This window comes from Emticicia agri, assembly GCF_004168285.1.
In the GTDB taxonomy this organism is placed as follows: domain Bacteria; phylum Bacteroidota; class Bacteroidia; order Cytophagales; family Spirosomataceae; genus Emticicia; species Emticicia agri.
Map to the genome: position 1 here is coordinate 42,623 of NZ_SEWF01000026.1, position 21,869 is coordinate 64,491.

General features: G+C 36.9%; 23 protein-coding genes. 10 read left to right on the forward strand and 13 right to left on the reverse strand.

Translation table 11 applies throughout. The features are described from left to right. Positions 1 to 94 precede the first annotated feature (94 nt). The 8 genes from EWM59_RS17225 to EWM59_RS17260 all read left to right on the forward strand — a co-directional run bounded on the left by EWM59_RS17225 (position 95) and on the right by EWM59_RS17260 (position 7,404). A complete protein-coding gene (locus EWM59_RS17225; protein WP_130022473.1) occupies positions 95 to 910 on the forward strand; it encodes a 3'-5' exonuclease in 816 nt (271 codons plus the stop codon). A 152-nt stretch (positions 911 to 1,062) separates the two neighbouring features. After that, the gene (gene nuoK / locus EWM59_RS17230) at positions 1,063 to 1,395 is read left to right on the forward strand and encodes an NADH-quinone oxidoreductase subunit NuoK (protein ID WP_116981554.1); all 333 of its coding nucleotides are present in this window, start codon (positions 1,063 to 1,065) and stop codon (positions 1,393 to 1,395) included. Between the two features lie 67 nt (positions 1,396 to 1,462). After that, positions 1,463 to 3,406: an NADH-quinone oxidoreductase subunit L gene (nuoL, locus tag EWM59_RS17235; protein WP_130022474.1), complete on the forward strand. Its 1,944-nt coding sequence runs from the start codon at positions 1,463 to 1,465 to the stop codon at positions 3,404 to 3,406. Positions 3,407 to 3,448: 42 nt separating this feature from the next. Further along, the gene (locus tag EWM59_RS17240) at positions 3,449 to 4,897 is read left to right on the forward strand and encodes a complex I subunit 4 family protein (protein WP_130022475.1); all 1,449 of its coding nucleotides are present in this window, start codon (positions 3,449 to 3,451) and stop codon (positions 4,895 to 4,897) included. A gap of 50 nt (positions 4,898 to 4,947) precedes the next feature. Continuing rightward, complete coding sequence (locus EWM59_RS17245) at positions 4,948 to 6,342, forward strand: NADH-quinone oxidoreductase subunit N (protein WP_130022476.1); 1,395 nt, start codon at positions 4,948 to 4,950, stop codon at positions 6,340 to 6,342. 29 nt (positions 6,343 to 6,371) lie between these two features. Then, positions 6,372 to 6,872: a GtrA family protein gene (locus EWM59_RS17250; RefSeq protein WP_310587874.1), complete on the forward strand. Its 501-nt coding sequence runs from the start codon at positions 6,372 to 6,374 to the stop codon at positions 6,870 to 6,872. A gap of 141 nt (positions 6,873 to 7,013) precedes the next feature. Then, positions 7,014 to 7,196 (forward strand): hypothetical protein, encoded by a 183-nt coding sequence (locus EWM59_RS17255; RefSeq protein ID WP_130022477.1) that lies wholly within the window; start codon positions 7,014 to 7,016, stop codon positions 7,194 to 7,196. 28 nt (positions 7,197 to 7,224) lie between these two features. Next, complete coding sequence (locus tag EWM59_RS17260) at positions 7,225 to 7,404, forward strand: hypothetical protein (RefSeq protein WP_130022478.1); 180 nt, start codon at positions 7,225 to 7,227, stop codon at positions 7,402 to 7,404. A gap of 164 nt (positions 7,405 to 7,568) precedes the next feature. Here EWM59_RS17260 and EWM59_RS17265 read toward each other — a convergent pair whose 3' ends face one another. The 8 genes from EWM59_RS17265 to EWM59_RS17300 all read right to left on the reverse strand — a co-directional run bounded on the left by EWM59_RS17265 (position 7,569) and on the right by EWM59_RS17300 (position 13,617). Further along, on the reverse strand, positions 7,569 to 8,507 hold the full coding sequence (locus tag EWM59_RS17265; protein WP_130022479.1) for a hydroxypyruvate isomerase family protein: 939 nt from the start codon (positions 8,505 to 8,507) through the stop codon (positions 7,569 to 7,571). 267 nt (positions 8,508 to 8,774) lie between these two features. Then, positions 8,775 to 9,500 carry an RluA family pseudouridine synthase gene (locus EWM59_RS17270; protein WP_130022480.1) on the reverse strand — a complete coding sequence of 242 codons (726 nt, stop codon included), beginning with the start codon at positions 9,498 to 9,500 and terminating at the stop codon, positions 8,775 to 8,777. An 84-nt stretch (positions 9,501 to 9,584) separates the two neighbouring features. After that, positions 9,585 to 9,917 (reverse strand): LytR/AlgR family response regulator transcription factor, encoded by a 333-nt coding sequence (locus tag EWM59_RS17275; protein WP_130022481.1) that lies wholly within the window; start codon positions 9,915 to 9,917, stop codon positions 9,585 to 9,587. Positions 9,918 to 10,035: 118 nt separating this feature from the next. Then, positions 10,036 to 10,716 carry a DUF3592 domain-containing protein gene (locus tag EWM59_RS17280; RefSeq protein WP_130022482.1) on the reverse strand — a complete coding sequence of 227 codons (681 nt, stop codon included), beginning with the start codon at positions 10,714 to 10,716 and terminating at the stop codon, positions 10,036 to 10,038. Further along, complete coding sequence (locus EWM59_RS17285) at positions 10,713 to 11,096, reverse strand: hypothetical protein (protein ID WP_130022483.1); 384 nt, start codon at positions 11,094 to 11,096, stop codon at positions 10,713 to 10,715. The genes EWM59_RS17280 and EWM59_RS17285 overlap by 4 nt, the downstream gene beginning before the upstream one ends. Before the next feature lie 9 nt (positions 11,097 to 11,105). After that, on the reverse strand, positions 11,106 to 11,891 hold the full coding sequence (locus EWM59_RS17290; protein WP_165372205.1) for a DUF4595 domain-containing protein: 786 nt from the start codon (positions 11,889 to 11,891) through the stop codon (positions 11,106 to 11,108). 40 nt (positions 11,892 to 11,931) lie between these two features. After that, complete coding sequence (locus EWM59_RS17295; RefSeq protein WP_130022485.1) at positions 11,932 to 13,152, reverse strand: hypothetical protein; 1,221 nt, start codon at positions 13,150 to 13,152, stop codon at positions 11,932 to 11,934. 102 nt (positions 13,153 to 13,254) lie between these two features. Next, positions 13,255 to 13,617, reverse strand: coding sequence for a T9SS type A sorting domain-containing protein (locus EWM59_RS17300; protein WP_130022486.1), 363 nt, complete (start codon positions 13,615 to 13,617; stop codon positions 13,255 to 13,257). A 527-nt stretch (positions 13,618 to 14,144) separates the two neighbouring features. Here EWM59_RS17300 and EWM59_RS17305 point away from each other — a divergent pair. After that, entirely contained in the window at positions 14,145 to 14,567 is a 423-nt protein-coding gene (locus EWM59_RS17305) for a globin family protein (protein ID WP_130022487.1), read from the forward strand. An 8-nt stretch (positions 14,568 to 14,575) separates the two neighbouring features. Here the strand turns inward: EWM59_RS17305 and EWM59_RS17310 are convergent, their stop codons facing one another. The 4 genes from EWM59_RS17310 to EWM59_RS17325 form a co-directional block, all read right to left on the reverse strand. Beyond that, on the reverse strand, positions 14,576 to 16,717 hold the full coding sequence (locus EWM59_RS17310) for a sensor histidine kinase (RefSeq protein WP_130022488.1): 2,142 nt from the start codon (positions 16,715 to 16,717) through the stop codon (positions 14,576 to 14,578). 98 nt (positions 16,718 to 16,815) lie between these two features. Further along, positions 16,816 to 17,607 (reverse strand): ligand-binding sensor domain-containing protein, encoded by a 792-nt coding sequence (locus EWM59_RS17315; protein ID WP_130022489.1) that lies wholly within the window; start codon positions 17,605 to 17,607, stop codon positions 16,816 to 16,818. Further along, entirely contained in the window at positions 17,592 to 18,365 is a 774-nt protein-coding gene (locus EWM59_RS17320) for a LytR/AlgR family response regulator transcription factor (RefSeq protein WP_130022490.1), read from the reverse strand. The genes EWM59_RS17315 and EWM59_RS17320 overlap by 16 nt, the downstream gene beginning before the upstream one ends. A 148-nt stretch (positions 18,366 to 18,513) precedes the next feature. After that, the gene (locus EWM59_RS17325) at positions 18,514 to 19,665 is read right to left on the reverse strand and encodes a 1-deoxy-D-xylulose-5-phosphate reductoisomerase (protein WP_130022491.1); all 1,152 of its coding nucleotides are present in this window, start codon (positions 19,663 to 19,665) and stop codon (positions 18,514 to 18,516) included. A gap of 232 nt (positions 19,666 to 19,897) precedes the next feature. On the opposite strand from EWM59_RS17325, the gene EWM59_RS17330 reads away from it, so the two are divergent. Continuing rightward, the gene (locus EWM59_RS17330) at positions 19,898 to 20,785 is read left to right on the forward strand and encodes a fructosamine kinase family protein (RefSeq protein ID WP_130022492.1); all 888 of its coding nucleotides are present in this window, start codon (positions 19,898 to 19,900) and stop codon (positions 20,783 to 20,785) included. On the opposite strand, the gene EWM59_RS17335 is transcribed toward EWM59_RS17330, so the two are convergent. Next, complete coding sequence (locus tag EWM59_RS17335; RefSeq protein WP_130022493.1) at positions 20,782 to 21,846, reverse strand: LuxE/PaaK family acyltransferase; 1,065 nt, start codon at positions 21,844 to 21,846, stop codon at positions 20,782 to 20,784. The genes EWM59_RS17330 and EWM59_RS17335 overlap by 4 nt on opposite strands. Positions 21,847 to 21,869 lie beyond the last annotated feature (23 nt).

The window sequence follows — 21,869 nt, forward strand, 5'->3', positions numbered from 1 at the left end:
TTATGACCTGAGCAACGATTTAAAAAATCGTGAGACATTCTTCAATCCGTTCGATTATTTTCTACCTTTGTATCTTTGATTTAAATGACCAATAATGCTTACTCATTCTCTTAAACTCCGAAAACCCCTTGCCGTAATAGACCTCGAAACTACCGGAGTTAACATTACCAAAGACAGAATTGTAGAATTGTGTATTGCAAAAGCCAAAGTTGATGGAACGGTTGAAGTAAAGACAAAACTGATTAATCCCGGCGTACCGATTCCACCGGAGACGAGTATGATTCATGGGATTTATGACGAAGATGTGAAAGATGCGCCAAGTTTTAAGCAAATCGGTAAGTCATTAGCTCAGTTTTTAGAAGGTTGTGATTTAGCAGGTTTTAATAGCAATCGTTTTGATGTGCCGATGCTGGTAGAAGAGTTTTTAAGAATTGATGTGGATTTTGATACAAAAAACCGTAAACTGATTGATGCCCAACGGATTTTCCATCTGATGGAGCCTCGTACACTTTCGGCGGCTTATCGGTTATATTGCCACAGAGAATTAGATGGTGCACACAGTGCTGAAGTAGATACGCTGGCAACTTTAGAAGTACTATGCGCACAGGTAGAAAAATATGAGGGCGTAAAACTGAAAAATGACAAAGGTGAAGAATACGAGCCTGTAAAAAACGACATGGATGTATTGCACCAGTTGACATCGGCCAATATTGTTGATTTTGCCCAAAGAATGACACGCAATGCCAAAGGAGAGATAGTTTTTAATTTTGGCAAGCATAGTGGCAAAGCCGTTAAGTTTGTTTTAAAACAAGAACCACAGTATTATGACTGGATGATTAACGGAGATTTTCCGTTAGATACTAAAAGAAAATTAACAGAAATCAAGCTGAAAATGATGCTTGAAAAGTAGTTTTTAAGCATTAAAAAAGCGTTTTTTTAAGATAAATACTCGAATTTTTCTAAGAATTACCTCTAAGTTAAAATTCGGGTTGATAATTGTTTATTGATAATTGTTCATTATTTTTGCGAAAATCTTTTCGGAAAACAACCATAATTCTGCAAATGCAAAGTAAAATACCAGACATTATCCAGACCGTTCCTTTGCTAAATTATGTCTTATTGGCAAGTATTTTATTCATAATCGGTGTCGTGGGTGTATTGATACGTCGTAATGCTATCATCATATTTATGTCAATAGAGTTAATGCTCAATGCTGTTAACCTTTTATTAATCGCGTTTTCTTCTTATCGGGCAGATGCATCAGGGCAGGTTTTTGTATTTTTTATTATGGCAGTAGCCGCGGCAGAGGTAGCCGTAGGTCTGGCTATTATCGTAATGATTTACAGAAATATCCGCTCTATCGATGTCGGTTTGCTGGATAAACTGAAGTGGTAATCTCTTCATTAATATAATAGTTTTTAAACCTTATTTAACATGCCTTTGAGGCCAGGGCTATTAATATATGTCAATCATTACTCTAATACCTTTATTTCCACTCATTGGTTTTCTGATCAACGGTCTTGGATTTCGTAAAATTCCTGCCAGTTTAGCCGGACCAATAGGTGTTGGGGCTTCATTATTATCATTTATTGGTACTGTAATAGCCTATACACAACTCACCGAAACCAGTCAACCTGTTTTTGTAAATGTTTTCGACTGGATTACCGTCGGCACATTGCAGATTAACTTCTCATTTCAGATAGACCAGCTATCTATTATTATGCTCTTTGTAATTACGGGTGTAGGTACATTGATACATATGTATTCGATGGGCTATATGCACGACGACGAAGGATATGGTAAATTTATGGCATTCCTTAATTTGTTCTTATTCTCGATGTTACTATTGGTAATGGGGTCAAATTATATAGTCATGTTTATTGGTTGGGAAGGTGTTGGTTTGTGTTCTTACCTACTCATTGGTTTCTGGAATAAAAATACAGAATATGGCAATGCCGCCAGAAAAGCCTTCATTATGAACCGTATCGGTGATTTAGGCTTTCTGATTGGTATTTTCTTAATCATATTAAATTTTGGTACGGTTGAATACGCAGAAGTATTTGAACAAGCCAAAGGATTAACCGTAGGCGATAGCACTATCATTGCTATTACAGGCTTTCTGTTTATCGGGGCAATGGGTAAATCGGCGCAGATTCCGCTTTATACCTGGTTACCTGATGCAATGGCTGGCCCTACACCTGTATCAGCTTTGATACACGCTGCTACTATGGTTACTTCGGGTATTTATATGATTGTTCGCTCTAATATTCTTTATACACTTGCCCCTGAAACATTGAATCTTGTGGCATGGATTGGTGTAGCAACGGCTGTAGTAGCGGCAACCATCGGTATCTTCCAGAACGATATTAAGAAAGTATTGGCCTACTCTACTGTAAGTCAGTTAGGGTATATGTTTATGGGATTAGGCGTATCGGCTTATACGTCGGGCTTCTTCCATGTAATTACGCACGCTTTCTTCAAAGCCCTTCTATTCTTAGCGGCAGGTAGTGTCATTCACGCCATGAGTGGCGAGCAGGATATTCGACGGATGGGTGGCTTGTGGAGCAAAATCAGAATTACAGCTATTACATTTTTAGTAGGTACCATTGCTATTTCAGGTGTTTTCCCGTTAGCCGGGTTCTTCTCAAAAGATGAAATATTGGCGCATGTGTATGAGCATAATAAATTGATGTGGGTATTGGCATTAATTGGCTCTATGATGACAGCCTTTTACATGTTCCGTTTATTCTTTCTCACATTTACAGGTTCTTTCAGAGGTACGCATGAGCAGGAACATCATTTACATGAATCTCCGGCAAGCATGACTATTCCTTTGATAGTCTTGGCAGTTTTGTCGTTCATTGGAGGTTTTATCGGTATGCCTGAAGTTTTTCATACGCCTCATTTTTTAGCAGATTTTCTGAATCCTATTTATGAGGGCTCAAAAGCTGTTAATCCTGAGTTCGGGGCTCATCCGATTGAACATTCAACCGAGTGGATGTTGATGGGAATTTCGCTGGGAGCTGCCCTGATTGCTATTTTTGTAGCTTATACTCAATTTGGTGGAAGCAAAAACGTACCTGTGGAAGACAGCGAGATTACAGGTGTACAAAAAGTGATTTACAACAAATACTATATCGACGAAATTTACTGGGCTGTTTTTGTAAACCCTGTAAAACGCTTGTCAAACTTATTTGTGAGCGTATTTGAGCCTAAAGGTTTTGACGGCATTGTGAATGGCGTAGGTAAACTGGTTAACTCATTCAGTGGGCTTACCCGCAGATTACAAGCCGGAGGAACGGGCTTCTATTTATTTGCAATGGTAATCAGTATTGCCTTGTTTATGACTATCAACCTCGGTTATCAGGTTTTAGAAACCATTAAAGCATTTGTTGGAATAAAATAATCCAACCAAACATTACGACTTAAAAATTAAAACTCATTACGGATGTTAGCACTAATCCTTATACTAATTCCTCTTATCGGCAGTCTTTTACTGTTTGCATTAAGAGGTAGTAATGATGGAGTATCAAAAAATGTAGCTTTATTGACTTCACTTGTAGAATTTGTCATTGCTGCCTACGCTTTTATTACTTTTGATTCTCAGACCATTGTAGAAGTTAAATATGCCTGGATGAAAGATTTGAGAATCAACTTCCATTTAGGAATAGATGGCATCAGCCTGCTGATGATTGCCCTGACAGGTTTTTTAGTACCGTTGATTATTCTTTCTACATTTAAGTACAGCTATAAAAAACACGAATCGTTCTACTCGCTAATCTTATTGGCGCAAACAGCTTTGATGGGTGTTTTTATGGCAAAAGATATTTTCCTTTTCTATTTCTTCTACGAAGTTGCCCTGATACCGGTATATTTTCTGGCAGCTATATGGGGAGGAACAAATGCGCCAAGAATAACTTTCAAAATGTTTGTATATACCATGTTTGGAAGTTTGTTTATGTTGGTAGCTATTGTGTATTTATATATTAAAGCCTCAACAGCCAACATTCAGGAATTATATACAGCTGCTAAATTTATTTCGCCTGCAAGCCAGAACTTATTATTCTGGGCTTTCTTTATAGCCTTTGCTATCAAAATGCCTGTGTTGCCTTTTCATACCTGGCAGCCAGATACTTATAGCGAGTCTCCAACTCCGGCAACCATGTTATTATCGGGTCTTTTGTCGAAAATGGGGGTTTATGGGCTTATCCGCATCTTATTACCTTTGGCTCCGGTAGGCTTATCTAATTATGGTTTAATAGCTATGATTCTGTCAGTAATCGGCTTGATTTACGGTTCTGTCATTGCCATTCAGCAAAACAATATCAAACGCCTCATTGCCTATTCATCATTTGCACACATGGGCTTAATGGCCGCCGGGGTATTATCGGGTACTTTAAGTGGTATTCAGGGTGCATTATTGCAGATGGTAGCACACGGAATCAATGCAGTAGGTTTGTTCTTCATCGTAAAAATTATGTATGACCGCACCAACACGAGAGATTTAAACTCTTTAGGCGGAATTACTCAGAATACGCCTGCATTAAGCATCTATTTCATGATTATTATGCTGGGCAGTGTTGCTCTACCTTTAACCAATGGATTTGTAGGAGAATTTTTATTACTGAAAGGTGTATTTGATAAAAATGCGTGGTTAGGCGGTGTAGCAGGATTAACCATTATTTTAGGCGCAGTTTATATGCTACGCATGATGCAACGCTCTATGTTTGGCGAGCGCAATGAAGTTACTGCCCAATTCAGCGATGTAAAAGGCACCGAAATAGCCGTTTTATTACCAATTGCCGCTGTAGTCTTATTAATGGGTATTTTCCCGAATGTGTTTCTGAAAATTACTGAACCTGCGGTTAATAGCTTATTACAACTGATTCATCCTTAATTCATAGTTCATGCCCGACAGTCGTGAACTGATAATGATAAATAGATATTATGTATCCAATACTCGTACTTTCTATTACCGGAATTATTACCCTTTTCTTAGGTTTTCTTAAATCTAAGAAAGTATTACTTCCTGCTACCTTATTTTTTGTAACACTTGCCTTTTTATCTAATTTCTACGACTGGAATAAACCGGGCTTGTATTTCAATAATATGTTGCAGGTAAATAACTATACTATACTGTTATCGGCTATTATTCTGCTTTCCGCTTTTCTAATCATCGCTTTATCAAAAGGATTTATTGACGATGAACATGCGCAACCTGCTGAATATTTTGCCATATTACAGTTTTCGCTGGTAGGGGCTATTATGATGACCGGATACCAGAATCTGATAATGCTTTTTATAGGTGTTGAGATTCTTTCTGTTTCGATGTATGTACTTACCGGAAGTGATAAACGTAACCTGAGAGGCAATGAAGCGGCCCTTAAATACTTTCTGATGGGGTCATTTGCTACGGGTATTATGCTTTTTGGTATTGCTATGTTATATGGTGCTAATTTCTCATTCAATATTGAGGCAGCACGTACAGTAATTATACAATCACAAATGACAGGACGCTCTGTGTATCTGTTTGTAGGGGTTACTTTCTTACTAATCGGCTTATTGTTTAAAATATCTGCCGCTCCGTTTCACTTCTGGACTCCTGATGTATATGAAGGTGCTCCGACTATCTTTACCACTTTCATGTCAACGATTGTAAAGACAGCCGGATTTGCCGCTATTTATCGCATCTTAGAGGTTTCTTTCTCGCCTATTTATAATTTCTGGTGGGTAATGGTCATTATCATGACAGTATTGAGCTTAATCATAAGCAATGTTACAGCGGTTTCGCAGAGTAGCTTTAAGCGTATGCTGGCGTTTTCGAGTATTTCGCATGCAGGTTATATGTTAATGGCAGTAGTGGGTTTAAGCAATAAATCTGATGATTCTATCGTATTTTATTCATTAGCCTATTCTTTGGCTACTATCAGTGCTTTTGGGGTATTGATGGCGGTATCGAAAGAAAAACTGGTTGATGGCAGACCGGACGAGAGTATTGCAGTACTGAATGGGTTATCGAAAAGAAATCCTTTCCTTGCTTTTATTTTAGCTATATCCATGCTTTCGTTGGCAGGTATTCCACTAACGGCAGGTTTCTGGGGTAAATTCTATGTATTTTCAGATGCGGCTTTCAGAGGGCATACCTGGCTATTAGTAGTAGCTGTTTTAATGTCAGCAGTAGGTATCTATTATTATTTCAAGCCTATTATTGCTGCTTATATGAAAGAAAACGAGGGCGAAGTGATAAGTCTGACGCCTTTTTATAAGATAATTCTCGGAATCACTACATTTGGTTCTATTTTACTTGGACTTTTCCCTGATTTATTACGTAGCCTTATGTGATTGAAAGTATATCTATAAATCATACAATCTTGTTAAAAATATTAAAAAAAATAAAGAATAAGGAAATAAGAAGTTTTATTTCCTTTTTTCTTACAGCTATACTGGGCGCCGGCACAAACTTTATCACACAAATCCCCTATAAATCTCTTTTTCTCTATCTGGGCTTTGCAGATAAACCCGCCTTCAATCTCAGCGTTTCTGCAGGATATTTAACCGCTACTATCGTAAGTTTTATTCCGGCAAAGGTTTTTGCTTTTTCTGCCAAAGAATCGGGCAATACTCGTCGGGAGTCTGTCAAATTTTTGATTATAGCACTTGTTGCGTGGGGGATACAAGTAGGTGTTTCTTCGCTTACTTTCGATCACATAGCTAATAAATATTTTTCTGAGTACTCTCTCTTCGTTCGTGAAAAAAGCTCTCACGTGGTTGGTATGGGCTTTAGCTTTCTTGCCAATTACTTCGGTCATAAGTTTCTCACTTTTAGAAGTACGGGCATTTATGATAAAATAAAGACCCGTAATATCCGATAAAATTGCACAATATCAAGATAATATTGCCCTATTAAGGCATATTTAAGGTAATTTTAAAAAAAATTTAAGAAACGCTTGCGTCATATCTTAAAATAAACTTAAATTTGCAATGCGTTTCAAACCTTAAAAACATCACAAGAAATGAAAAAAGTATTTGCAATTTTATTCGTAGCTGGTATGGCTTCTTTGGCCGCTTGTACATCTAAAACTGAAGGTTCTGCTGATTCTACTGCTGCTGCTGATTCAGCTGCTTCGGTTATCGCTCCAGTTGATACAACTGTTACAGTTGATACTACAGCTACTGCTGATACAACTAAGAAATAATTTTTAAAAACAATATAAAAATAAAGAAATGAAAAAAGTATTTGCAATCTTATTCGTAGCTGGTATGGCTTCTTTAGCCGCTTGTACATCTAAAACTGAAACTGCAGCTGATTCTACAACTGTAGATACAACTGCTTCAGTTATGGCTCCAGTTGATACAACTGTTACAGTTGATACTACAGCTACTGCTGATACTACTAAGAAATAATTCTTATTCAGTATAGTAGAAAGGTCTTATTCGGTAATTCGGATAAGACTTTTTTATTTTATGACTTTCATTTAGCACCAATAATAAAAAAGGTATCAGTGTTTTAACGCTTCGACGTTTCGACCTGATACCTTAATTTTTATTTAAACTGATGAGATAGCATTTTAGAAATTATCACTCCATCTGTAAGCCTCAATAAGCTTCTTCTCTCCTTCTATGCCTTTGTAGGCATTTCCGTGTTCCATACCTAAGATAAACTCCTGATTGTTTGCTTTTGATTTCTCGTAGATATGTTTGAACAGGCTTTTGTAGTTTACTTCTCCCGTGGTTGGTTCATTACGCCCTGGCTCATCCCCAATCTGGAAATAAGCGATTTCGCTCCAACACCAGTCCATATTTTGTGTGATACGGCCTTCGTTGCGTTGCATATGCCACATGTCAAATAAAATCTTACATGAGGGGCTGTTTACTGCCTTACAAATCATATACGTCTGGTCAGAATTACGTAGGAATAAATCAGGTGTATCACTTAATGGCTCCATCACCATAGTAAGGTTATGCGGCTCTAATATATCGCAGGCTCGGCGCAATGCGTCTATCACATTGGCTGTCTGGATACCAATGGGTAATCTTCTTTCAAAAAAGCCCGGCACAACTGTCGCCCATCTGGCATTGACACGCTTGGCTACTTCTACCGAAGTGCGGCATGTTTTCAGGAAATTCTCTAAAAACTCTTTTTTTCCGGTTGCCAATGATGTTTTCCAGTTGTCGCCACCATCAATCACAAAAACACCCATTTTCATATTCAGTTTGGTCAACGTCTCTCCTATCTTTTTTTGTTCCTCTACCGAACGCCCCAACATGCCATTATCTTCTAATGCCATAAACCCGTTATCGGCCATAAACTTTAACTGGTCTGTAAGGTTTTTTCCGGCAGAGTTTTCGAACATACCGAAATGGGGAGCATACAAGAGTTTGAATTTATCGGCTGCGGCAGTTTTAGGTAAATTTTCTTGTGTTTCTGCTACCAAAGCAGTACCCATAGGCAAAGCAGAAGCACCTGCTACCATAGCACTCTTTGAAAGAAAGTTTCTACGATTCATTAGTAATAAATTAAGGGTTGATTGATGCAGACAAATTACGAAAATATTGTCAATGAAGCGTTAAATCAATCTAAAATGTCTTCTGGATTTCTCAATACGACATGGGCTCGATACAATAAGTCCCGTAGGAACGATATATTAAATCAATATATCGTTCCTACGGGACTTAGACATAATTATAGCTATTTTTTCTACCGCGCGGCGGCCGCCTATATATCGTCCCTGACGGGACTTAAAAAGCCAAATAGACCGATTACTAAACTTACGTTAATACAAGAAATCCAGGTTTTCTGTTTTTATTTCTTCTGTTTCAAGCTCCAGAAATTCTTCCCAGAAAGGATTTTCAGGAAGCGGAGCTTTACATAAAATAGGTTCTTTTTTGACAGGATGAACAAAATACAACCGACGGGCATGAAGGTTGATATTGCCTTCAGGATTAAGTCTTGGATAACCATATTTAACATCTCCTCTGATAGGGCAACCCATCGTGGCTAATTGCACCCTAATCTGATGCGGACGCCCCGTAATAGGATTTACTTCCAGTAAATGATAGTGGTTAATTTCGCCAAGGTAGCGGTAGTTTAACTCTGCTTTCTGCGAACCTTTTACTTCTGTATCAAAGGCTTTTACTGTATTTTTCTCTTCGTTTTTTACCAACCAGTGGGTTAGTTTACCACTTTTCTTCTCAGGCTTTTTACCTACTACTGCCCAATAGGTTTTCTGCACATCTCTTCTACGAAATAGTTCATTCATTCGCTCAAGTGCTTTTGAAGTACGGGCAAAAACCACTATACCACTTACGGGGCGGTCAAGCCGATGCACTGTACCTAAAAACACATCGCCCGGCTTATTATATTTTTCTTTGATGTAGTCTTTTACGTAATCTGATAAAGTCTTATCTCCTGTAGCATCGCCTTGTACTAAAACTCCTGCTGCTTTATTGACAATAATGATGTGATTGTCTTCGTAAAGAACATAAAAAGGCTGTTTCATATCTTTAATAATTTCTCACAAAGATACTCAGTTTTTTCAAGTTAAACTATAAAACTGTGAGAGATAGCCTTTTATGAGTCATTTTTAAGCTACTGCAAACATATTCTGGCGAACAGTCTCTAATCTTCTGCGTGAGATAAGAATCTCAGTGCCGTCTTTCAGAAGAACCGTTTTATGGTCGAAATTAAGATTAGCTATAAAGTTGATATTCACAATGCAAGACCTGTTTACACGCACAAAAGAATGAGGCAACATAGAGTCATATTTTTTAAGGGTGTAAGACATTATTTTTTGTTTGCCCCCATTCAGAATAAAGGTAGTGTAATTAATATTTGCTTCTAATCTTACAATGTTTTCAGATGCTCTGAAAAGTAGCTTGGTGTGTGTTCTGTGAGGTTTTCTGATTTTAGTTTCCATGTCTGTTTTTGTTATTAGTACGATACAAAAATGACTGATAATCAGGAGGTAATAAAATTTAAGACACTGAACACTCGAAAACGCATACTGAAAGGTAGGAAAACAAAAATGAATGGTTTTATGGCTTAAATTCAGTTTCTACTATATAGTCGGTATAATCATCCGGGTTTACTTTTACCACGATATTGTCCTTCAGATAAGGCGTAGGATTGAACCAGATATTGTCGCTATGGAATATGTATAGCTTATTATCAAGCGGTGATTTATAGGTACTGCGTATAATATACGGGTGCTCATGATTGACACTTACGCTGTAATTTTTATACACCTCATCAACATGGGCATGAATGCTTATACCTATCTCCTGCAGGTTTTTCCTCTGATTGAGCGAGAATAGTTGTTTGGTCAGACCAATATATCCTATCGACCCGAATACAACAAAAAATACACTTAGCAGAATAGTAACAAACCAGGCATCTATACCCCCCCCTGTTGCCTCCTCGGGTTTATCTGGCGAATAATACACAGGCACTTTATCGCCATAGTTTAAGGCATCTGTCCAGGCTTGTTTCTCCAGCCAGTAGACATGATTATTCAACTGGCTATCAATATACACCAATTTATAACGGGTATGCCCCTTTCTGTCTGTATAGCTATCTGCTACTACAGCATGGGTTTTTATGCCCTCGTGTAAGAGTTTATGCGTCTTTTTATAATTAATGTAGGCAACTATACCCATAATAGTAGCTGCCAGAGAGAAGATTCCGAAGAATATAAGATAGAAATTATTTTTAATCATTTGAGTACGAAGAAGAAGAGTTTAACAATACTGGCTATTACCAGACATACGATAGTAAAACAAATACCTACTAAGTATATCATACCTGCGCCTGGCCCACCTGCTGTATGCGATTCGGCACAGACACTGAACACAGAATGACTGCCTATAATAGAGACAAAGATAATCCGTATCAGCAGGAATTCTTTAGGGGCAATGGCTATGCCATATATACTCATGCAAGTGATTACTAAAAACAAAGGCACAAGGTAAGCCATGTTTTCTATGGTGTCATTGTATCTACCCTGCATACTTATATTATATTTACCCAAATATCTGACACAGATAAAAGCCAGAAGCCAGAGTATTTCGGGGCCTATGAAATACCTTAAAGTTTTCATAATGATGTTTTAGTTTTTGTAATGATACAACTTCTCAACACTTATCTCATTCATGATATCCTGCTCGGTAGTTTTTACCAGATACCCTTCTTTATCAAATTCATTCTTATACTTCAGGTAGCTCAATGTATCGCCTTCAGGAGTTTTGCATACTGATTGTTTCATTACATTTTTACTTAATTTACCCATTCTATAATCAGTAAAATACTCATCGACACTTGAAATATTCAAAGCCACTTTATTTTCATTCATACTATCGTACTCATAAGACAGTTCCATATCAAGTTTATCATTAGTAAGATACCTGGTACGCACCAGATTTCCGTCATGATAGCTATGCTCAATGATATTATCCTTATTAGTAGTAAAGTTTTTAGTAATTACTTTTGTCAGGAAACCTTCAGCATTATACGCATAAGAACTTTCATAAATTTTGCCGATAGCAGTCTCTGTAAAGGTAGAAGCAATGATTCTTCCTTGTTTGTCTAAAGAAAAATCCTGTTCTGAAATTGTAGCGCCTTTGGCATCTATCCATTTTCTGTGAATATGGTCTTTGCTGTAAGTATAAAAGGCTGTATCTGAAATACTGTTAAACTTTATCAGATTGCCTGAGGCATCATAGACAAAGTTCTTTTGTGATAACTCATCTTCGGGATAAGTGATTTTTACTAAATGCTTTGCTATTTCAGGCGATTCTTTTTGTAATGCAACTTTCGTTGTAGCCTCAGATTTTTCGTTAGTCATACACGCCTTTAACGTGATAGATAGAAATAAAATGGCAATTTTAGTTTTCATAGTTTTTATCTTTTCTTGAAATTTTCTTATAAATGATTTATTAGTCTTCAATAAAGTGATTTTGATACTTACCTTCATTTAAGGCTTTATTAAAAGCATCGCCAATTTCATGAATTATTTTTGTATATGCTTCAGAGTCGGCCTCGTACACGTTTTTCATGAATACTAATTGCCTCTCTTCTTTTCTATACCAAACAGCCAGTTTTAATCCTTTTACCATTACATTGAGTTCATCAGTACTATACTCACTTCCTGGCAATATGGCCTTTTCTGACAATTCATAGCGTTTTAGTATAAATTCAATTAGTGTTTTTTGAATTTCAGGCTTTACATAATTGATTTCGTAAACACTGCCATCGTCTTCATAAGCCCCCTGCCAGTACGGTTGTCTTGTCAGTTTCTTTAGTTGAAGCGTATAAGTATCATTTTGCGGTGTCCAGTCAAAATAGGTCTCAAACCAGCTTCTATTAATATAAAACTGGTTTTTGAGGCGGGTATTAATTTTACTGAATGGAACTGCATAGCCGTTATCAGTTTCATAATTATATACTACAATGGCGTTCTCATATTTAGGTTCCTCATTGGTATTGTAGAAGGCAAATTCTCCTATAAATGCGAGCCATTTTTTATCAGGCGAAAAAGCAATGGCTCCGGCATCGTTCTGAAAACTATAATTATCGATCAGGTTATTATTTTTATTTATTACATATTGTTTCAAAGTAGGTACATGCAATACAGTATGCTGATTTATCAACAGATACTCCCCACCTTTCAGGCTTTCCAATTTGTCATCTTCACCATTAGCCATAAATACCTTAAATGATTTTTCAGGCTGGCCGTTATCGGTATCTAAGAACTGTAAGCTCGCAAAATCGTAGCCTTGCTCGTCTAATGGCTTTACTGTAACTTGGCTATTTTCTTCTCTGATCAGATAAAGGCTCTGACTGCCTGCTATAAGAGTTGTTGTTGGAGCATCAGCCAGTATATATACTCGCCATAGGTGCGAATAACCCGTATTATTTTGCAGTTTTTTTGAGAATTGTACCAAGTTACCCTTATATAGAACCGAGTATTTGATACTTACATGATTCACTATCCCATAGTTTATATCAAAGTTTCTTGTCGAAAACTTTTCCATCTGGATAGTAAATGGACCATGCACTATACTTTTAATGGTAGAAGATACCCGTGTACGAAAAGTATTGAAAACAATAATACTTGCTATGGCGAGAATAGTGATAATGATGACTGATACTTTCATATGCTTATTGGTATCTAAAATGCGATAAAATGGTATAAAAAAAGCCCCACCAATATGGAAGAGCTTTTGTTTTAACCCCTAAACTCATGAGAAAAACCCTACTTAATAACTTAATGATTGTTGACTACGATTTACTTCTCTGGTAATGATTCTATCGCCACTTGTTAGTTCGACATAATACTTACCTGCTGGTGCCGAAGATAAATCAAAGCGTACATTTACTGCGGTTGATTTTCTGCCTATTACCTCTTCATGCAAAATTGAGCCGTTGACATCCATCAATTTTACTTTTGCCTTCTGACCCTTGTCTTTCATAATATTCAGACTCAGTTTCAAAGAATTTACGTGTTCGTACTCATACATAGCAATGTTCAGATTACTACTTCTGTACTCAATCTTTTTGTCGTCTGCATTCGCTTGCAAACTGAAAAGAATAATAGCGATGATTAATAATTGCTTTTTCATTTTTATAAATGCTTTTAGTTTTCTATGACTATTCGGTTGCTTGTCTGTTTTTGACGCTACAAAGTTGGGGGAATGTAGTCCGCAAAAAAAATATAAAATATTGAAGTGCTAAAAACGGACATTGGATTGCAGAAAAATGGGTTTTAATGGTTTTTTATGCGCTTTCATGCCTAATTATTATCATTACTTTACAAAAACATCATTATTCGGGTTTTATAAAAAAAGGCAGACTACTCATAGCAATGCACTCAAATTATCTCTTCTCTTTCTTTCTTAATTAGTTTAATACAGCAGTATTTCAGGTTCAGCGTTTGCTGATAGGGCTTTCATTTACAGATGATAATCTTTTTTAAACCTTTCATTTTCAAATTAAGACCACTCAATCTGAAATTTTTGTCAGACTTCAATGGGCTTTCTACTTTTGACACAGGGTGATACAAAAGCCATGAAAATCAGTTCATCAGTAAACCTGTTAGCCCGTGCATCAAGCATAAAAATTATATTTATTACATAACACTCATACATACATGAAAACAAATCAGATTTTACTCGTCAAAGAAAGTTTTAGCTTAGTTGCTAAAATTCCTGCTGAAACCGTTGGCAGTCTTTTTTATAACCGTTTATTTGAAATAGCACCTGAAGTAAAGGCTATGTTCAGAAATGCCGATATAAGTGAACAATCACGTAAGTTATTATCTATGCTTTCTTATGTTATCGGCAGATTAGATAAGCTCGATACCATTCTTGAAGATGTAGCCAGACTCTCTCAGCGCCATGTGAAATATGGTGTGCAGGAATATCAGTATGAAAAAGTAGGTGAAGCTCTTTTATGGACGTTAGAGCAAGGCTTAGGTAAAAACTGGACAGAGGATACAAAGGAGGCATGGGTGGCCTGTTATACGCTTCTTTCGGGAGCTATGAAAGAAATGAGTCAGGAAGTACCTGCCTGATAAGTAAACTAAAGCAAAGGCACCTTTACCTTAAATAATTGATGGGTTTCTATAATTTGAAAGGGTTCGGAAGTTAAATAATAATAGAGTTTTTTCAGACTTTCGAGCCCTTGTTTATTAGAGGTTTCAACGTAGGCTTTTCGCTGAATATTGTTTTCTACTATCAGGTATTCGTCTTCAATATATACAGAAATAACCAGCGGCTTTTCGTCTTCAATGGTATTATGCTTAATGGCATTCTCAAAGAGATTCTGTAGCGTAACAGGTACAATACCACTACTCATATACTCTTTCGGAATATCAATACTAATACTCAACCCTTCTTCGAAGCGTGATTGCTGGAGAGCGATATAGTTTTTCACAAAATTAATCTCATGCTCAAGCGTAACCGATTCTTTTTCTTTATTCTGTAGTATATAACGGTAAATTAATGAGAGTTTTTGTAAAAACCTGGAGGCTTGTTTAGGCTCAGTCAGAATCAGGCTATTCAGCGATGTAAGGCTATTGAACAGAAAATGCGGATTGAGATGATTGATAAGATTCTGATATTGAATCTCGGTTTTGTCTTTTTCAAGTCTTGAGGTTTGTGCCTGCAGGCGATGCACCTCATTTGATTGTTTAACTCTGTATCTGTAAACCAGGTAAACAATAGTGGCTATTATCAGCAATATTATGCCCAAAAACCATAAAGTCTTATAGAAATGTGTAGCCACATGAATCGGGAAATCATGGCTTACAATTTCTTTGTTGCCTACTATCGCTTTTACTCTGAAAGTATAATTGCCTCCGGGTATTTTTGTGTAATTGGCTACTGTTTTTGAGCCTGCGTCAATCCATTTATCATCGAAACCCTCTAATTGATAGTAATACCTGTACTGTTCTTGTGTAGGCGAGAAAACAGCATAATTAATGCTGAAATTATTACCATCTACCCCGAGATGTATATTTTTTAACTGACTGCTTACTAAAAAAGTAGTATCTGCTAACTGAATACTACCAATAAGTAAGGTATTTTTATTACTGGCATTATTTGAGATATTCTCTGGTATAAATTCTATCAGAATATTTTTCTGTATCGCCAAAATATGTTGATTCCTCAACGGAAACATATAATTTCTATAAGAAGTACTCTCTTCGTTGTAGGGGACACGAAAATTCTGAAAATAGTTTTTGGAAGGATTGAATATCGAAAATTTATGATATGACCCTACCCAGATATTGCCAAATTTATCGGGGCAAGCGGCCATGCAATGGTCAAATACCAGTCCATCGCTTTCTCGCCAGTTTTGTATAGTGCCTTTCTCTGTATCATATTTTATCAGACCATAACCCATAGTCGGATACCAGAAACTATTAGTAGAGTCGGCACTGAACTGAAACATCCATTTTTCAAACTCTTCGTTTACAGGCGTTTTTTGTTGAATAAACCGTTTTTCTCTCTTGGAGAATTTTGCTAAACCCTTCGGATATAAATTGGCCCAAACAATTCCGTGGTTATCAAGACCTAAAAACATACGGGTAGTATAAAAGTTGCTGGGCAAATAGCTTGGCAGGAAAAACTCCTCCCATTTTCGTGAGGGAATATGATAAGCAAATACCATAGCAACATTGGTTCTTACCCACAAAGTATTGTTGTCTAAAAGAATACTCACAATATACACCGAATCAAAATTTATTTTGTCGGGCACAACCAATTCTGATAGCCTGCTGGTTTGCTTATTGAGCAAAAATATACCTGTATAGGTAGCTATATACACGGTCTTTTTTGTGTCGCAAATGGCATGAATATACTTATGATTTGTGCTGTAATCGGGCGGTAACTGAAAGGTTTGATAGGCTCCGTTGCTTGGGTCATAATGAATAAGTCTTCGGGTCCATGTACCTAACCACCAGGTTTTATCTGTCGATTCGGCAAAAGCATTTATACTTTCGTTGGCTATTTTAGCATTTACAATATCTGTCAGGTTATATATTTTATACAAGAGGTTATCTGGCTCAAGATAACAAAGCCCCTGCGAAGTTCCAAATAGCATCATGCCGTCAGTATTTTGACATAAATTATTAAATAAAACATTTGAGAACTCTCTTTTTCTGGCAGGATTATAATCAACTTCTTTTATTACTTTTTTTTGGGTATCTATGACAAACAAAGTGTTGTCCTGAAAACTGACCCAATAATTATGGTCTTTATCAACAGATATAGAGGCAACTACGACTTTTCTCTTGCCAATAAAATTATACTCATCTATTATTTTTTATCTCGCAAGCCTGCTACTATTATTTTCGATTGCGTATAATCGGCAAAAATTAATTTATCATCATTTATGGTAAGTATATTAATCTCGTGATTATTGAGAAATGGATATTTTGCCGGGTTGTTGGTAGCGTTATAAAATTGCTCACTATTAATATCTACATAATTTACCCCTGTAGCCGTAGCTATCCAGATACTGTTTTCAGAAGCATACTCCTTTAATGAAAATATGTCATTACTCGAGATAGAATTGATATTGGCAGGATTCTGAAAGAGGCTTCTTATTTTTCTTGTTTTTTTTGAAAGGTGAAATAGCCCATCTCCACTCACAAACCATATATCGCCATTTTTATCGCAAATAATTTGTGAACAACGAGCAAATTTTTGTCCATTCAGTTTCTTAAAATTCTGAAATTTATTCGTTTTCTTACTATAATAAGATATTCCGTCCTCTGTTGCTGCCCATATATTACCGTCTTTGTCTTCACATAAAGCATGTACAGCATTATTCGCTAAAGTAGTTGTATCTTTATGGTTTGTCTTAAAGACAACAAAATGGCTGCCATCATATCGATTAAGCCCATCTATTGTGCCTATCCACAAAAACCCATCGCTATCTTTTAGCATACATAGAATACGATTATTTGAGAGCCCTTCTCTTTCGGTCAGAAAAGAAAACTCAAAATTTACCTTTTCCTGTGCTTTCAGTATAGGGTAATAACCAAGGCAGAGTAGCAGTAGATAGCTACTTTTTTTTAACAGGTACTTTGTTATTTTTCCAGCCATTTTTTGAAAGTCGGGGCTTTGTGGCGGCTAATATCAATTTCTGTAGTCTGGTGAGGATTTTTGAGTTTCACAATCAGTTTTGAGTTTTCGATACTCTTTACACTCTGAATCATATCAATACAGACGATATACTGACGGTTGAGACGATAAAATTTTACAGGGTCTAATAACTCTTCCAGTTCGTCCATCGAACTCATGTCAAGCGTATATTTCTCGTTGGTTTTGGTAACGAGGTAAATAATTGCTTCATAATAAAAAAAAGCAATATCATTCACTTTTACCGGAATCCACGAAGTACGATGATTAGCTAAAAAATGTTCTTTATAAATAGGTTTGTTTACATTGCCCACCTGTAGCATTTCCACCAGTCGGTTCAGGTCAATCGGAGATTTAGCCTTTGTTTTATTGAGTTCTTTTGCCTTGTTAATGGCCTTTGCCAATTCGTCAGGCTCAACAGGTTTTAACAAGTAATCAATGCCATTTACTTTGAAGGCACGAATAGCGTATTCGTTATAAGAAGTAGTAAATATAATAGGACAATTGAGCTGAAAACGGTCAAAAATTTCGAAACTAACACCATCAGCCAACTGAATATCTGCAAAAACCAAATCAGGTTCGGCATTTTCGCCTAACCATCTCAATGCAGTTTTCACGCTCGGAAGTACCTCTAAAATCTTAACTTCGGCATCAATCTCGGCTATTTTATAGGTTAATTCACGGGCAACTAATTTTTCGTCTTCTATAATGATGGCATTCATAATGAATGATTTAATAAGCATTTATATCATTCACCGAATTAAAATATTCCTTGTCTGGAAACCAAAAATTTAGGAAAGAATGGTGTAAATTTCTCAAGGAATGGTGGTAAATTATCATCGAATGGTAGTGCCTTTTCAAAGAACCTGTTCAAAAAGAAAACTCCATTGCTATACGACGTGCCTCTTCATCGGTTCTGATATAGTCTTCTAATGTTGGTGTCTTCACAAAACTTACCCGATGCATACAGTCTTCTATCAGATCAGACATTTCAAGGAAGCCAATTTCATCACGCAGAAAAGAGGCAACGGCTATTTCGTTGGCAGCATTGACGATACAAGCCATATTGCCGCCCTGACTGAGCGCCTCAAAAGCAAAACCTAAGTTTCTGAAGGTCTGTATATCTGGCCTCTGAAATGTTAATGAAGGATATTTACTGAAATCGAATCTTGGGAAATCAGATTTCAAACGGGCAGGGTAGCTCAAAGCAAACTGAATAGGCACACGCATATCGGGCAACCCCATCTGTGCCTTTATGCTGCCATCTTCAAACTGCACCATTGAGTGAATAATACTTTGCGGATGCACAACTACTTCTATCTGGTCAGGTGTTAATCCGAATAGCCACTTAGCTTCTATCACTTCTAATCCTTTGTTCATCAGAGAAGCTGAATCTATTGTAATTTTAGCACCCATGCTCCAATTAGGGTGTTTCAGTGCCTGCAATTTGGTTACGCTTTTCAGAAAATCCCGGTCTCTTCCCAAAAATGGTCCTCCAGAAGCCGTAAGAATTATTTTCTCAATAGGATTATGAAACTCCCCTACCAGACATTGAAAAATAGCTGAATGTTCTGAATCTACCGGAAGAATATCTACCCTGTTTTTTTGGGCTAAATCGGTTACCAATTCTCCGGCTACTACCAGTGTTTCTTTATTGGCTAAAGCAATATGTTTACCTGCTTTAATTGCTGCCACAGTCGGAATCAATCCAGCATAGCCTACCAAAGCCGTCAACACCATATTTATCGACTCCATCTGAACTACTGACGAGAGCGATTTCTCTCCGGTATAGACTTTAATATCCAGAGGGTCAAGGGCAGAAAAAACCTTATCGTATAAAGCTTCATTTGAAATAACTACTACATTAGGCTGAAATTTTGCCGCTTGTTCAATCAATAAATCGGCATTATTCTGGGCTGTGAGTACTTCTACTTCAAAAATATCCGGATTTGCCGCTACTACCTCCAATGCCTGTGTACCTATCGACCCCGTTGAACCTAAAATAGCTAAATTTCTTTTCATGTATTACCAGGAATATTATAATCTGAGAATAAAATTCGTTGTACTTGCGTTAATACTTCTTATAAAGCTTTGTATTTAATCTGGCCTGCGCTTAATTTCTAAGCAAAGTTCGGAAAATTTACTGAGAAAGTTTTTATTTTGCTAATCGTATTGAAACAAGTGTCTGTTTAAACACAATATACTCGCAGACCGTTTTATATACGCATACAAATTTTATTTGAGGGTAAGGTTTATGCAAACGGCAGAAGATCAATTTCAATTCTTTGAGGGTGTCTTTTTTGAGACCTTAGGACGAGACGTTCAGGTAACGGAATATCGTTTGCTTCAGGGTGGTAACATTAACATAACTGTACAGGTGCATACCAATGAAGGAAAGTATTTTATTAAATACAATACCCGCAACCATGAAGATATGTTTGAAACAGAAGCCAAAGGATTGAATTTACTGCGTGGTACAAATGTGATAAGGATACCTGAAGTAATTAACTGGGGAAGAAGAGACGGACAGGATTACCTGATTTTAGAAAATATTGAATATTCAAAACCCAATTTTGATTATTGGGAAATATTGGGGCAAAACCTGGCTTCTCTTCACCGACAAAGCAGCGATTCGTTTGGCCTGCATTTTAATAACTATATTGGTTCTTTGCAGCAAAATAATGAACCCTATACCGACTGGTTGAGTTTCTTTATCGAAAAAAGGCTCAATGTTCAGGCTGGTCTGGCGTATTATAACGACTTAATCAGTAAAGATTTATACAATAAATTTCAGCAATTCTATAAAGTCTTACCTGATTTATTGCCTGATGAAAAGCCGGCACTACTGCATGGAGATTTGTGGTCGGGTAATATCATTACTGACGACAAGGGTAATCCTTGCCTTGTTGATCCGGCGGTATATTATGGCAACCGGGAAATGGAAATGGCGTTTACTTCGCTTTTTGGCGGCTTTGATAATCGTTTTTATGAGGCATACCACGAGAGTTTCCCGTTGCAACCCCGTTTTGACGAGCGCATATCTATTTATAATATTTATCCGCTTATGGTGCATGTCAATATCTTCGGCACAAGCTATTTACCTCCCGTATTAAGAACCCTGAACAGGTATTTGCAGGCTTAGAGCACCAATAAATTACACCCTCTTATATCTGAATTATCAAAACGCCCGATAACACTGAATTGCTGACTATTGACCTGATAAGCGCCTAAATCCTGTGTTTCGATAAAACTGCATGAATCTATATTTGCCAGGTCTATTACATTGATACCTCCACGAATGGTCATTTCTTTAGCTGCATCAGGCAGGTACTGTGAAGAAATAATTTTAAAAGGGTCGTTTATTTCCCGCAACAAAATTTTCATGGTATTGGGCAATTCAAAAACCCCACCGCCTTTAGAATACCCCTGTGAAAGCAATTCTGTCATACCATATTCTGAATGTACTTTTTGTATAGGCAAACGGCTTGTGAGTATCTCATGCACTTCTTCTCTCAATAATTCTTTACGTCGTCCTTTCATTCCGCCTGTTTCCATGACTATCAGGTTATCTTTGCTATTTTTCAGGAAATCCAGTTCATGTTCGTTTTCAACCAAATCAAGTAAGGCAAAAGTTACACCTATCAGCAAAACTTTTCGATGCGTTTGAGAGTTGTCTGATAGTTGCTGTAATTTCTGAATCAGTTCTGTGGTATTGTTAAGGTAGAATCCTGATTCGCGGGAGTAAGTGCGATAAATAAAACTCTGCACCATATACACCAACGACGAATTATTTCGTTCAAGATACGAAGGGAGTAATGCCAGTATATGATAGTCGGTAACAGGGCCATAAAACTGCTCAAAAATCTTCTGACTGATATGCTCATAAAATGGCAAATCGCTCACATAGTGCTTGCTGGTATTTTGCTGAGTAGTACCACTGCTTTCAAAAACCATTTGCGTAGGTGCATGGTCGGTAATAACTTTGTGATACTTGAAAAATTGAATGGGTAAAAAAGGGATTTTGTCTATCCGATTAATTTTTTGAGGATTAATTCTTAAAAAGCCTAAATACGCTTTATAGACAGGATTGGCAGATGCCTGAAAACGAAAAACCTCTAAAGCCAATTCTTCAAAAGTATGTGGATTTTGAGAATGCTCATTAATTTGTAAAACTGCCGATTTTAGTTCGTCACGAATACCCATGTAAAGATTAATTGATAGTGTAT